Here is a 12,513-nt window from a genome sequence, read left to right on the forward strand (position 1 = left end):
CCATGTTGCAGCCACGTCGAACCCATATTCGTGATACCCAAGCAGAAGCTAGCTTGTTTGGCCGGCGGGTTTGGGTTGCCATGGCCATCGTGGTCCTCGTTTTCAGCATTTTGCTGAGTAATTTATATAAGTTACAAGTGTCTCAATTTGAGCAATTTCAAACCCGCTCAAATGACAATCGCATTAAAGTGGTCCCGATTTCACCCAACCGTGGTTTGATCTACGACCGCAAAGGTCGCTTGCTGGCTGAAAACGTGCCAGTGATGAGTCTCGAAATAACGCCTGAGCGCGTGGTGGATCTCGATAACACCCTCGCCCGCTTGCAGCAGCTCCTACAACTTGATGACAAAGTGATTGCGGATTTTCACGAAGCGCGGCGACGCGAACGGCGTTTTAACCAAGTCATTCTGCTTGATGATTTAAATGATGAACAAATCGCGAAATTGGCGGTGCGTCAACACGAATTTCCCGGAGTGAGTATCGAGGCGCGACTGGTCCGCTCCTATCCCCATGGTGAAGCCTTTACCCATGCCCTCGGTTATGTTGCCAAAATTAACCGCCGCGACTTGAACGCCCTACAAGAGCGTGGGCAAGGCGCTAACTACGCAGCGACCCGCACCATTGGCAAATTAGGTCTCGAGCGGTTTTACGAAGATTTATTACACGGCACTGTGGGTTACCGCCAAGTTGAGGTCGATATCCATGGCCGCAATTTGCGTACCTTATCCATTGAACCACCAATTCCTGGGCAAGATTTGTATCTCGAGCTTGATCTCGATTTACAAAAGTTTGCCTACGAGCTGTTGGGCGATCGCCGCGGCTCGATCGTCGTTATCGACCCACGTGATGGCGGCGTATTAGCCATGGTCAGTAAGCCCAGTTATGACCCCAACTGGTTCGTACGCGGGATTTCTTATCAGCAATATCAGTCATTGTTGCAGTCAAAACATTCACCGCTACTAAACCGCTCCACCCAGGGGGGCTACCCACCGGCTTCGACTATCAAGCCACAAATTGCGGTATTGGGGCTCGAAGAAGGGATCATCGAAGAGGATACCCAAATTTGGGATCCCGGTTGGTTTGAGATTAAAGGCGTCGACCACCGCTATCGTGACTGGTTGAGTTGGGGCCATGGCTGGGTCGATGTCAATGATGCGATTGTCGAAAGTTGTGACACCTTCTACTACGATTTAGCGCTGAAACTTGGCATCGATACTATTTCAGGATTCATGAGCCAATTTGGTTTTGGTGAAACCACCGGACTCGATTTGTTTGAAGAATCCGCAGCGGTGATGCCATCGCGCGGATGGAAACGCGCTCGTTTTAATGAACCTTGGTATGCCGGTGAAACTGTTTCGATCGGAATTGGTCAGAGTTACTGGACCGCAACGCCAATTCAGTTGGCCGTCGCCACCGCCGCTACCATAAATCGTGGCAAACGCGTGGTGCCACGATTATTAGGTGAAATCGTCGATGGGCCGATTCGTTTACCCGCAGTCAGCGAAGAAGCGGAACCCATTATTTTGCGCGACCCAAGTCATTGGGATGTGGCCATTAAAGGCATGAACGATGTCGTCGATAAGGTGAAAGGAACCGCCCACAATGCATTTCGCGGCGCCAGCTATAGTTCCGGTGGTAAAACTGGGACAGCGCAGGTCATTAGTATTGGCCAAGATGAAGAATATGTTGAAGAAGAAATTGCTGAAAAATTTCGGGACAACGCCATGTATGTTGGTTATGCGCCACAAGAGAACCCCGAAATTGTAGTGGTTTTCACCGTTGAAAATGCCGGTGGTGGCGGACGTATTGCGGCACCAAAGGCTCGTGAATTGATGGACTTTTATTTCGAAAAGGTAAGAACCGATGCGGACCAGTGACGAGCGCCAGCGCAATCCATGGCTGCAACGCTTCCATATTGATGGCCCTTTGTTTGTCGCGCTCTTGATTATGGCTGGGATCAGCATGGTCACTGTCTACTCTGCTGCCGGTGAAAATATGGCAATGCTTGAGCGGCAAGCGGTTCGAATTGGCCTTGCTTTTGTCGCTATGCTGGTCGTCGCCCAAGTCCCACTGGCGGTGATTCATCGCTGGTCGCTGCCCCTATTCGCAGTCGGAATTGTGCTATTACTCGGAGTTTTGCTGTTTGGTGAATCCAGCAAAGGCGCTCAGCGTTGGCTTGACCTTGGCCCTGTTACCATTCAACCGTCGGAGCTGATGAAACTTGCAGTCCCTATGGCAATCGCTTGGTTCATCGCTGAACATGGTCTACCTCCGCGGCTGACACGACTCGCTGCTGCCTTTTTGCTGCTGATGATTCCCACCCTAATGATTGCCAAACAACCGGACCTCGGAACCTCGTTGTTGATAGCAAGCTCGGGAATATTTGTGCTGTTCTTAGCCGGAATGAGTTGGCGTTTGATCACCTTCTTGGCTGTTGCCGCCAGTGCCTTTTTGCCGGTGCTATGGCTGTTTTTAATGCATGACTATCAGCGCCAACGGGTGTTAACCTTTCTTGACCCAGAGCGTGACCCACTTGGCGCAGGCTATCAAATTATTCAATCTAAAATTGCGATTGGCTCAGGTGGCATCGAAGGCAAAGGCTGGCTGCAAGGCACTCAATCACAACTGGAATTTTTGCCTGAACGGCATACCGACTTTATCTTCTCAGTGTTTGCTGAAGAGTTCGGCCTACTGGGCGTTATCGGCCTGTTTTTGGTGTACGGCTATATTATTTTCCGCGGCCTTCAGATCGCGCTGCGGGCGCAGCAAGTTTATCAAAAACTTCTCGCCGGAAGCCTCACCCTTACCTTCTTTGTTTATATTATGGTAAATATTGGCATGGTCTCTGGGCTATTACCGGTAGTTGGCGTACCCTTGCCGCTCGTAAGCTATGGCGGAACCTCTATGGTCACACTACTGACTGGGTTTGGCCTGTTAATGGCAATTGCCACTGACCGCCGTTTGGTGATGCGAAATATCTAAGGATGATGAAATGAAAACCCTAACTTGGCTGTCCACACTAGCACTTACCGCTGCGCTAAGCGCCCCAAGTAGCTTTGCCAATACCGAACAAGCAGAACAAAGTTTTATTGCTGAAACAGCGCAAAAGTATCAGCTCGAGCCCGAACAAATCGCCCAATGGCTTAGCCAAGCCGAGCTGAATCAAGAGGTTCTTGACGCCATTCAGCGCCCATGGGAAGCCAAACCTTGGCATCAATATTACCCAATTTTCCTCACCGAGAAGCGTCTCAATGCCGGTCTCAAGTTTTGGCAACAACATCAAGCTGAACTTGCGCGCGCCGAGCAGGAGTTTGGGGTTCCGGCGGAAGTTATCGTTGCCATCATTGGCGTTGAAACCTTTTATGGTAGCTACAAAGGTAAATACCCTGTCCTCGATGCGCTTTATACCCTTGGTTTTCACTATCCACCGCGGGCCAAATTTTTCCGTTCAGAACTTGGTCATTTATTCGCCCTTGCCAACGAAGAAGGTTTTGATATCGCAGCGCTAAATGGCTCTTATGCCGGAGCCATGGGTTATGGCCAATTTATCTCCTCCAGCTATCGCGCTTATGCGATCGATTTTGACGGGGATAATATTCGCGATCTACTCAATAATCCGGTCGATGCCATTGGCAGTGTTGCGAATTATTTCGCTCGGCATGGCTGGCAGCCAAATGCCCCGGTCGCATTTGAGCTCGTTGCCAACGAGACCCATGGCGCGCTCGTTAAGGAAGGTCTCAAACCGAGCCAAACAGTGGCAGAGTTGCAGGCCCAAGGGTTGCAACTACCCAGCAATGTAACGCTCACTGACTCAGCCAAAGCACAAGTGTATGCGTTTGAGCAGGCAGAGGGCGAAGACTACTGGCTGGGCCTGCAGAACTTTTACGTCATCACCCGCTACAACCATAGCCCGTTATATGCCATGGTCGTACATCAGTTCAGTCAACAACTGCGTGAGTCGATGAGCCCATGAACAGCGCGGTCAAAGTTTGCCTCAGCCTGCTCTTGATAAGCCTTTTAGCCAGTTGCGCGAAAGGCCCGAACCATGGCCGCTATAGCCAAAAATATGACAGCATTCCAGATCGCCTCCCGAGTGCCGCGGAGCTGGTCGAGCCAACCCCAAAAGTTGAACCGCCGAGCCGTCAAGGCAACCGCGACTATGAACTGTTTGGTCGCACCTGGCGAGTCATGTCAGATGCGCGCGGCTTCAGCGAAACAGGTGTCGCCTCTTGGTACGGTGAGAAGTTTCATGGTCACCTGACCTCCAATGGCGAAATTTACGACATGTATGCTATGAGCGCAGCGCATAAAACCCTGCCGCTGCCGACCTATGTGCGAGTGACGAATCTGAATAATGACCAAAGTGTGGTGGTGCGAGTAAACGACCGTGGGCCCTTCCATGACGATCGCATTATCGATCTCAGTTATGTCGCTGCTTATAAAATCGGCATGCTCGATACGGGAACGGCACCGGTGCGCGTCGAGGCCTTGCATCCGCCACTCCAACCAAACCAGTTGTTAACCGCAACGCCACTTGAGCCAGCTGAATTACCGCCGCAATACTTTATCCAAGTTCACGCGGGAGGAAATCTCGAACGGCTGAGTCAAGAAGCCGCGCGTTTACAAGAAATATACCAAGTTCCTGCAACTACTCAGCCAAATAATGGTCTATATCGACTCGTCCTTGGACCTTTTGCTGCACCGCAAACCGATATTTTGCTGGCACAACTACGGGCCGATGGATTTACCGGAGTTTTTCGCGTGCAAGTGCAGGAGTAACTGCACATTCGTACTAATAAATGGTACGATTCGCACTTCATTTTAGGCATGAGAAACGTAGAGAATTTACACATGGGAAGTTTTGTTCGTCAGTTCGTTCAAATCGTTATCGTCGCCACTGCATTACTTGGCTATACCGCTAGCGCAGCGATTGTTCCACCGCCACCTAAAGTCAATGCAAACGGCTATATTTTGGTCGACTACACGACCGGTCAAGTAATTATGGAAGGCAATGCTGATGAGCAATTGTCACCTGCTTCACTGACGAAAATGATGACCAGCTATATCATTGGGCGCGAAATGCAAGCAGGCCGCATTGCCAACGATGACTTAGTCACCATCAGCGAAAACGCTTGGGCGAAAAACTTCCCTGAATCATCAAAAATGTTTATCGAAGTTGGCAAGCAAGTTTCCGTCGCAGAACTGAATCGCGGTATCGTCATCAGCTCAGGTAATGATGCGTGTGTTGCGATGGCCGAACATATCGCGGGCAGTGAGTCAGCCTTTGCCGACTTGATGAATGCCTATGCAGCAGAGCTTGGCTTAAGCGGCACTAACTTCATGAACAGCCATGGCTTGCCCGACCCTGATCAATACACCACGGCTCGAGATATGGCCACACTTGGAATTGCACTTATTCGTGACGTTCCTGAGGAGTACGCCCTTTACGCTGAGAAATCATTCACCTACAACAACATCAAGCAATACAACCGTAACTCACTGTTATGGGACCGCAGCATGAATGTTGATGGGATCAAAACCGGGCATACCTCAGAAGCAGGTTATAGCTTAGTCTCTTCAGCAGTAGAGGGCGACACCCGCCTAGTTGCTGTGGTGATGGGCACAGCTAGCGAGCAAGCACGTAAAGTCGAAAGCAAAAAACTTCTTAATTACGGCTTCCGCTACTACGAGACAGTCAAAGCCTATGCCGCAGGCGATAGCTTCGTGGAACATCGCATCTGGGGAGGTGAGCAAGACACCATTCAGTTGGGTGTAGCCGAAGATGTGGTGGTGACGCTACCACGCGGTCAGCGGGACAATCTGCAAGCGAATTTTGAGCTCAGTCAAGAGCTTGAAGCGCCATTAGAAAAAGGCACTCAAGTTGGTATGGTGTATCTCCAACTTGATGGTGAAGATGTTGCCAGCTTCCCTTTGGTCACCCTCAACTCAGTTGCTGAAGGTGGCTGGTTCAAGCAACTTTCAGATTGGGCTGCGAAGAAGTTTAGCGACGAATGAACATAGTCTATTTAAACGGTAGCTGGGTTGCTGCCGAAGATGCAAAAGTCTCGGTTTTTGACCGAGGCTTTTTGTTTGCGGATGGTATTTATGAGGTGGTGACAGTTTATAGTGGTCGCCCTTTCCTGCTCGATGAGCATTTGCAACGCCTGCAGCGCTCGCTCAAGGCATTGCACTTGCAACATGCCCTCGACCTTGATTATCGACAGCTAATTGCACAATTAATTGAGCGTAACCAAGTTGATAATGGCTTAGTCTATATTCAAGTGACCCGCGGTGCCGAAGCACAACGCTCGCACCTGCCACAAACAGAGATGACGACGCCCACGATATTCGCCACTGTTTCACCGCTCACACCGCATTGGGACACTCCTGAGCCAGTACGGGTCTGTTTGTTGGAAGACATTCGTTGGCTGCGCTGCGACATTAAGAGCATCAGTCTGCTCGGCAATATTATGCTCAAACAAGAGGCCGCCAACCGTGGTGGCGCCGAGGCAATTCTGCATCGCAATGGCAGTATCACCGAAGGCACCTCAGCAAACTATTTTGCCGTGCGTGACGGCAAACTCTGGACTGCGCCAGCTGACCACTTGATTTTACCCGGTATCACCCGCATATGGACTATTGAGCTTGCTCGACAGTGCGGTATCGAAGTCATTGAACAAGCCTTCACTGTTAACGACTTAGATACTCTTGATGAGCTCTTTTTAACGAGCTCAAGTCGAGAGATTCAACCTGTCGCGCAAATTGATGATAAAATCATCGCAGCAGGTCGAGTGGGACCGATAACCCAACGGTTAATCGAAGCCTTTCACGACAGTAAACGGCGTCATCTGGAACAGTAATCATGCAGAAAACACGTTTTGATGAACTGGTAGACTTCCCCTGCCACTTCACTTTTAAAGTGATGGGTGTGGCAACCGAGAGCTTACCAGAACAAATTATTGAAGTAGTGCAACAACATGCACCGGGCGATTATTCCCCCACGGTAAAACCAAGTAGCAAAGGCAACTACCACTCCGTCTCAATTAGTATTCGAGTGGAAAGTCAAAGCCATATCGAAACACTTTATACTGCCCTCGCAGCGATCGAAGATGTCCGCTATGTGCTCTAAATTAGTGGTGCGTAACCTTGGTCGGCAGCCTTACGAGCCGATCTGGCACGCAATGCAACAATTCACCGATAACCGTGATGGCCAAACGGCTGACGAGATTTGGTTGCTCGAGCACGACCCAGTGTTTACGCAAGGGCAAGCGGGCAAGGAAGAGCACCTGCTTGCGCCTGGTGATATCCCCGTGGTGAAAGTCGATCGCGGCGGTCAAGTCACCTATCACGGTCCTGGCCAACTCGTCGTCTACTTTTTGCTCGATATTCGCCGGCGCAAAATGGGCGTCCGACAACTGGTCAGCCATATCGAACAAAGCATCGTGGCGCTGATGGCAGACTATGGCGTTGAGGCAGCGCCGCGCGCTGATGCTCCCGGAGTTTATGTCGATGGCGCTAAACTATGTTCACTTGGTTTGCGTATAAGAAACGGCTGCTCATTTCATGGGCTGGCGTTAAATGTTAATATGGACCTCGCGCCGTTTTTGCGGATTAACCCATGTGGGTATGCTGGCATGCAAATGGTGCAAAGTAGTGATTTAGGCGGCCCCCAAACGGTGCAAGACGCTGCCGAGAAATTAACGGACTGTATTTTAGCCGAGCTCGATTACGAGCAAGCAATTCATGTAACAGGACTCGCAAAAGATTATGAGTAAACCCGTACGCGTTGAACCTGGAGTCAAACTCCGTGATGCCGATAAAATGGCACTTATCCCCGTTAAAATCGTTCCGACTGAGCGCGACCAAATGTTGCGTAAGCCGGAGTGGCTAAAGGTTAAGTTACCCGCTTCAACGCAACGCATCGACGAAATCAAACAAGCGATGCGCAAACATGGTCTGCACTCGGTATGTGAAGAAGCATCTTGTCCAAACTTACCTGAATGCTTCAATCACGGCACTGCAACCTTTATGATCCTTGGCGCTATCTGTACCCGCCGCTGCCCATTTTGTGATGTTGCCCATGGTCGGCCATTGCCGCCCGATCCAGAAGAGGCGGTCAAACTCGGTCAAACTATCCGTGATATGAAAGTAAAGTATGTGGTAGTGACCTCAGTTGATCGGGATGATCTGCGCGATGGTGGTGCCCAACACTTTGCTGATTGTATCCGCGAAATTCGCGCACACAGTCCGGGTATTCAAGTCGAGGTTCTGGTTCCTGACTTCCGTGGACGGATGCAAGTTGCGCTCGATATTCTGACAGCTGAGGCGCCTGACGTCTTTAACCACAATCTTGAGACCGTGCCACGCATGTACAAAGCAGCTCGCCCTGGCGCAAATTATCAATGGTCGCTCGATTTATTGAAAAATTACAAAGCCGCTCGTCCAGATATCCGGACTAAATCTGGACTGATGGTCGGTCTTGGTGAAACCAACGAAGAAATCCTTGAAGTGATGCGTGATCTGCGTGCTCACAACGTCGATATGCTGACCATTGGACAATATTTGCAGCCAAGCCGTCACCATCTACCGGTAACGCGCTACGTCACCCCTGATGAGTTTGAAATGTTCCGCGTAGAAGGCGAAAAAATGGGCTTTACCCACATCGCTAGTGGCCCTCTCGTGCGTTCATCTTATCATGCTGACCTACAAGCAGCGGGAAAGGAGGTTAAATGAGTACCTTAATTTGGTGTTTATTGATTGCGGGATTATTACCTATTGCTGCAAAGGCCCCTGTCGTGTTCTTCCAAAACAAAGACAATGGCTACGACAATCGCCACCCACGCGCACAACAGCAACGCTTAACTGGGGTTGGCGCACGCGCAGTGGCGGGTCATTACAATGCCTTTGAAGCGTTTCCTCTGTTTGCGGCGGCGGTATTATTAGTTATCGCAACAGACCAAATCACAGCCCTAAATCAAACCCTTGCTGTAGCATTTGTGGCGCTTCGTATCGCCTATCAAATTCTCTATCTGATGAATTGGGATAAGCTACGCAGCCTAGTATGGCTATTCGCCCTGCTGTGCCCAGTTGTGATGATTGCTCAGACCGCGATTCAGATTTAATTTACGAGCATGCTCTAGCGAGAGCCCCTCTGATGTTTCGGAGGGATTGCAGTAACACTATCCATACCCCAAACGGTATCGTTCACATACCCTGCTGGATCAGTCCCCACCAGCGCTACGTGAACTGGAAGCGTTTAAGTGTGTTCTTCGACTACCCGGTCGAGATACGCAAAGCTATCTACACCACCAATGCCATTGAGTCCCTAAACGCGTCACTGCGCAAAATCACCAAAACTCGCAGGTCATTCACGAACGATGAAGCCGTGATGAAGGTTCTGTACTTAGCCTTGCATCAGGCTTCAAAAAAGTGGACGATGCCCATACGAAACTGGAAACCGGCCATGGCGCAGTTCGAGATTATGTACCAAGATCGGATTTAATAGTGCAAATAGCCATTTACACAAAATTTTTTACAGTCTCGCAGTCAGAACCTTCTGTAACTTCTATAGATACATTTTCAAGATTCTGAAGTACCTTGATAAGCTGCTTTACAACTCGATTTGCATCTTCTTTTCCTTGTTCAGAATACACCGCTAACCGAACGCAATTTGCATTTATCAAGTTCCCAATCATGATAAAGGACTTCCCTTCATCTGCATAAAGGGTTGATTGGAATTGATTTGTTTTTGCGAAGTGCTCTGCATTACCAGCAGATGATTTCACGGTAAAACCAAGAGTTTTAGACAGCTCCTCAACTTTTGTGCTGACGAGCGGAGCCATTTTGGACTCTGCTACAACCAAGCTAACCACCGCTTGTGGTGAGTAAGTGGTTTTGGAGCACCCAGTTAGTAACGCCATAATTGCTACCATCACTATTTTAAATTTCATTAGTACTTAGGTCCTTTCATTAAATCACTTCTCAATTGTTGCCTAAATTGAGCTTCACGACGAAGAACACCCCTGCCGTCACTGCTAAGTAATAAAACCCGTGTAGTGGCAGAATAAACCCGAACACCATTTTAGGTGGTAGTATTACTCCTAACGAAGAGGTGTTCAATGACAAGAAGACAACGTCGAACGTTCAGCGCAGACTTCAAACATGATGCGGCTAGCTTGGTACTCGATCAAGGTTATAGTTTCGCTGAAGCATGTCGAGCGGTGGATGTTCATGAAAATACGCTGCGTAATTGGGTGCAGCAGTTGGAAAATGAACGAGGTGGTGTGACGCCAAAAAGTAAGGCGCTATCACCGGAACAGCAACGTATTCAAGAGCTCGAAGCTCGGGTAGATCGACTAGAGCGAGAAAAATCGATTTTAAAAAAGGCTACCGCTCTCTTGATGTCCGACGACCTGAAATCTACGCGCTGATAGACCGGTTAAGGGAGCATGAAACGACAGCATTGGTCTGTTCAGCATTGGTCTGTTCAGCATTGGGCGTTGGCGTCAGCAGTTACTATGAACGGCGTAAACGGCGTCCGCAAATAGAAGCAAAGCGACGGTTACTAAGGGCTCGTGTGAAGCGGTTGTTTATTAAAACGCGCAACTCAGCGGGCACTCGTACCTTGGTAGATATGCTGAAAGACGAAGTCATCATCATGGGACGGTTCAAAGTTGGCCGCTTGATGAAAGAGCAAGGCTTGACGAGTAAACAACCTGGTCCTCATGTTTATAAGACGGCGAATGTTGAACGACCGGATATTCCAAACCAGTTGAACCGTGAGTTCGACGTTGATGCTCCCAACAAAGTTTGGTGCGGCGATATCACCTACATCTGGACAGGCTCTAGTTGGCATTATTGCGCGGTTGTCATCGATTTGTTTGCTCGCCGAGCCATTGGTTGGTCAATGTCGCCACGACCTGATGCTGAGCTCGCTGCACGAGCCCTAGATATGGCGTATGAGATGCGTGGAAAGCCAAAAGGCGTGATGTTCCATAGCGATCAAGGCGCTCAATATGGCGCGCGTAAGTTCCGCCAACGGCTGTGGCGTTATCAAATGGTACAGAGCATGAGCCGTCGCGGAAATTGTTGGGACAACAGCCCCATGGAGCGTGTTTTTAGAAGTTTAAAGTCTGAATGGATGCCAACGACTGGCTACCGTTCAGCAGTTGAAGCAAAACGCGATGTGAGTTACTTCCTAATGAACTATTACAACTGGGAACGACCGCATCAATTTAATGATGGACTGCCACCGGCAAAAGCTGAGAAATTAACTAAAAAGGTGTCCGGGTTTTGTTGACCACTACAAAGGGAGTTATCCCCCCTACCAAGCAAAGCGAATCAATTCTTAATACAGCTACCATTATCTCCGTATATCGCTATATACCAGTGAGGGTTACCATTGATTTGCTCGATATATGCAACATGGTTTTTAAGGTTGCTTAGATAATTATCAGAATTTATGTACTCAACGGTTAAACCGCATCCATCTGTTGACAAACCATATGAATCTATAATGAATCTAACATTGTCTATTTCACTGCGATTGATTTTACCTCTTAGGACTGATATTTTTTTAAGATTAGCTTGTATAAGCAACCCAACTAACCTGCGATAAACCTCACCTTTAAATTTATCTTCATCCGAAGTATCAACCACATCTATTTTTACGTCCTGCTCAAGAACGCTCACAATTTGCATGGCTGTTTCACTATTAGCTCCCCACCATTGGGTAGCTATAGATTTATCCATTTTTGAGCAGCTAGGGATGCTAAAAATCAACAGGATTAGAGCAAAACATTTAATCCTATTCATAGTGTCACCTCACAAATTCATCGTTTGTTTTTATGTGAAAATAATCCCAGCCCCGCATTATGTGAAATGAGTCGCCTATATTATCACCAAACGTCCAACCCGACATAACCTCTCTGCGCACTTGGGTAGCTCGTATAGGTGAAAAAGCCCCGGAAACTAGTGATACAGCCGCTTCTAATTTATTGCCCCCGCCCTGCCTGAATGCCTGATTAGCTCCAGCCCCAGTGACTGATGCGTTTAGTGAGAACCCATACGCAGCAGCTATTACGCCAAAATGAAAGTTACCAAATTCATCCAATTGCTCCGTAGTAAACAAACCTGATTCCAGCAATTTTTTATTGTTTTTGTAATCCCAGTCGCCAAACGTAATAACCTTATCTTTCCATTTCAAAAAATCTGACAGCCCCATCTCAGATGCTTGCCTAATATTTTCCGACAGGTCAATTTCACCAACACGAAGTATCTCACCATATTTTTCTTCGACAAATTCGTCGGCCTTTATTTGTCGCTCGGAGCGTCCATCTTGCTGCCCACCGCTTACATTGGTACCACTCGCCTGCTCCGCAGGTGCACCAATAGCAGATATGGTCATCATTCCCGTGCTGTTATTGACTGAGGCTGTCACACCATTTTTACTGGCCGAGACTTTTTCAATTCGGGTGACCGTATCGCCACCTTGGTCGAGGTAGCGGTTGCCTT

General features: G+C 48.8%; 14 protein-coding genes and 1 pseudogene. 12 read left to right on the forward strand and 3 right to left on the reverse strand.

Features of this window, described 5'->3' with window-relative positions:
• Positions 1-2: 2 nt before the first annotated feature.
• The 11 genes and pseudogenes from mrdA to CWI83_RS03955 all read left to right on the forward strand — a co-directional run.
• Complete coding sequence (gene mrdA, locus CWI83_RS03905) at positions 3-1,877, forward strand: penicillin-binding protein 2 (RefSeq protein ID WP_126825930.1); 1,875 nt, start codon at positions 3-5, stop codon at positions 1,875-1,877.
• Positions 1,864-2,982, forward strand: a complete 1,119-nt coding sequence (gene rodA, locus CWI83_RS03910; RefSeq protein ID WP_126825933.1) for a rod shape-determining protein RodA — start codon at positions 1,864-1,866, stop codon at positions 2,980-2,982. The genes mrdA and rodA overlap by 14 nt, the downstream gene beginning before the upstream one ends.
• Positions 2,983-2,992: 10 nt before the next feature.
• Positions 2,993-3,973 (forward strand): lytic murein transglycosylase B, encoded by a 981-nt coding sequence (mltB, locus tag CWI83_RS03915; RefSeq protein ID WP_126825936.1) that lies wholly within the window; start codon positions 2,993-2,995, stop codon positions 3,971-3,973.
• Entirely contained in the window at positions 3,970-4,779 is an 810-nt protein-coding gene (locus CWI83_RS10680) for a septal ring lytic transglycosylase RlpA family protein (protein WP_126825937.1), read from the forward strand. Before mltB ends, CWI83_RS10680 begins: the two co-directional genes overlap by 4 nt.
• A gap of 72 nt (positions 4,780-4,851) precedes the next feature.
• Positions 4,852-6,015, forward strand: coding sequence for a D-alanyl-D-alanine carboxypeptidase family protein (locus tag CWI83_RS03925; protein ID WP_126825940.1), 1,164 nt, complete (start codon positions 4,852-4,854; stop codon positions 6,013-6,015).
• Positions 6,012-6,860 (forward strand): D-amino-acid transaminase, encoded by an 849-nt coding sequence (gene dat, locus CWI83_RS03930; RefSeq protein WP_126825943.1) that lies wholly within the window; start codon positions 6,012-6,014, stop codon positions 6,858-6,860. Before CWI83_RS03925 ends, dat begins: the two co-directional genes overlap by 4 nt.
• Before the next feature lie 2 nt (positions 6,861-6,862).
• A complete protein-coding gene (gene ybeD, locus CWI83_RS03935) occupies positions 6,863-7,129 on the forward strand; it encodes a DUF493 family protein YbeD (protein ID WP_126825946.1) in 267 nt (88 codons plus the stop codon).
• Positions 7,119-7,775: a lipoyl(octanoyl) transferase LipB gene (lipB, locus tag CWI83_RS03940; protein WP_126825949.1), complete on the forward strand. Its 657-nt coding sequence runs from the start codon at positions 7,119-7,121 to the stop codon at positions 7,773-7,775. Before ybeD ends, lipB begins: the two co-directional genes overlap by 11 nt.
• Positions 7,768-8,733, forward strand: coding sequence for a lipoyl synthase (gene lipA / locus CWI83_RS03945; protein ID WP_126825952.1), 966 nt, complete (start codon positions 7,768-7,770; stop codon positions 8,731-8,733). The genes lipB and lipA overlap by 8 nt, the downstream gene beginning before the upstream one ends.
• Positions 8,730-9,122 (forward strand): MAPEG family protein, encoded by a 393-nt coding sequence (locus CWI83_RS03950; protein ID WP_126825955.1) that lies wholly within the window; start codon positions 8,730-8,732, stop codon positions 9,120-9,122. Before lipA ends, CWI83_RS03950 begins: the two co-directional genes overlap by 4 nt.
• Before the next feature lie 122 nt (positions 9,123-9,244).
• A pseudogene (locus CWI83_RS03955) lies at positions 9,245-9,502 on the forward strand (transposase); the annotation flags it as partial.
• A 16-nt stretch (positions 9,503-9,518) separates the two neighbouring features.
• On the opposite strand, the gene CWI83_RS03960 reads toward CWI83_RS03955, so the two are convergent.
• Positions 9,519-9,950 (reverse strand): hypothetical protein, encoded by a 432-nt coding sequence (locus CWI83_RS03960; RefSeq protein WP_126825958.1) that lies wholly within the window; start codon positions 9,948-9,950, stop codon positions 9,519-9,521.
• Between the two features lie 168 nt (positions 9,951-10,118).
• On the opposite strand from CWI83_RS03960, the gene CWI83_RS03965 reads away from it, so the two are divergent.
• A protein-coding gene (locus CWI83_RS03965; protein WP_420849381.1) for an IS3 family transposase occupies positions 10,119-11,299 on the forward strand; the annotation gives its coding sequence in 2 pieces (ribosomal slippage) (positions 10,119-10,386 and positions 10,386-11,299; 1,182 coding nt in all).
• Positions 11,300-11,340: 41 nt separating this feature from the next.
• Here the strand turns inward: CWI83_RS03965 and CWI83_RS03970 are convergent.
• Positions 11,341-11,814: a hypothetical protein gene (locus CWI83_RS03970; RefSeq protein ID WP_126825962.1), complete on the reverse strand. Its 474-nt coding sequence runs from the start codon at positions 11,812-11,814 to the stop codon at positions 11,341-11,343.
• 4 nt (positions 11,815-11,818) lie between these two features.
• On the reverse strand, positions 11,819-12,513 hold a 695-nt coding region (locus CWI83_RS03975), incomplete at its 5' end, for a polymorphic toxin type 44 domain-containing protein (RefSeq protein WP_133306995.1).

The sequence above is a fragment of the Pseudidiomarina taiwanensis genome, from assembly GCF_003987435.1.
Lineage (GTDB): Bacteria > Pseudomonadota > Gammaproteobacteria > Enterobacterales > Alteromonadaceae > Pseudidiomarina > Pseudidiomarina taiwanensis.

What these genes read in the sequence shown, in the direction of transcription:
- lipA (WP_126825952.1), top strand. Translation starts at nt 7,768, where the DNA reads ATGAGTAAACCCGTACGCGTTGAACCTGGAGTCAAACTCCGTGATGCC.
- mltB (WP_126825936.1), top strand. Translation starts at nt 2,993, where the DNA reads ATGAAAACCCTAACTTGGCTGTCCACACTAGCACTTACCGCTGCGCTA.
- rodA (WP_126825933.1), top strand. Translation starts at nt 1,864, where the DNA reads ATGCGGACCAGTGACGAGCGCCAGCGCAATCCATGGCTGCAACGCTTC.
- CWI83_RS03925 (WP_126825940.1), top strand. Translation starts at nt 4,852, where the DNA reads ATGGGAAGTTTTGTTCGTCAGTTCGTTCAAATCGTTATCGTCGCCACT.
- CWI83_RS03960 (WP_126825958.1), bottom strand. Translation starts at nt 9,950, where the DNA reads ATGAAATTTAAAATAGTGATGGTAGCAATTATGGCGTTACTAACTGGG.
- ybeD (WP_126825946.1), top strand. Translation starts at nt 6,863, where the DNA reads ATGCAGAAAACACGTTTTGATGAACTGGTAGACTTCCCCTGCCACTTC.
- CWI83_RS10680 (WP_126825937.1), top strand. Translation starts at nt 3,970, where the DNA reads ATGAACAGCGCGGTCAAAGTTTGCCTCAGCCTGCTCTTGATAAGCCTT.
- lipB (WP_126825949.1), top strand. Translation starts at nt 7,119, where the DNA reads ATGTGCTCTAAATTAGTGGTGCGTAACCTTGGTCGGCAGCCTTACGAG.
- dat (WP_126825943.1), top strand. Translation starts at nt 6,012, where the DNA reads ATGAACATAGTCTATTTAAACGGTAGCTGGGTTGCTGCCGAAGATGCA.
- CWI83_RS03950 (WP_126825955.1), top strand. Translation starts at nt 8,730, where the DNA reads ATGAGTACCTTAATTTGGTGTTTATTGATTGCGGGATTATTACCTATT.
- CWI83_RS03970 (WP_126825962.1), bottom strand. Translation starts at nt 11,814, where the DNA reads ATGAATAGGATTAAATGTTTTGCTCTAATCCTGTTGATTTTTAGCATC.
- mrdA (WP_126825930.1), top strand. Translation starts at nt 3, where the DNA reads ATGTTGCAGCCACGTCGAACCCATATTCGTGATACCCAAGCAGAAGCT.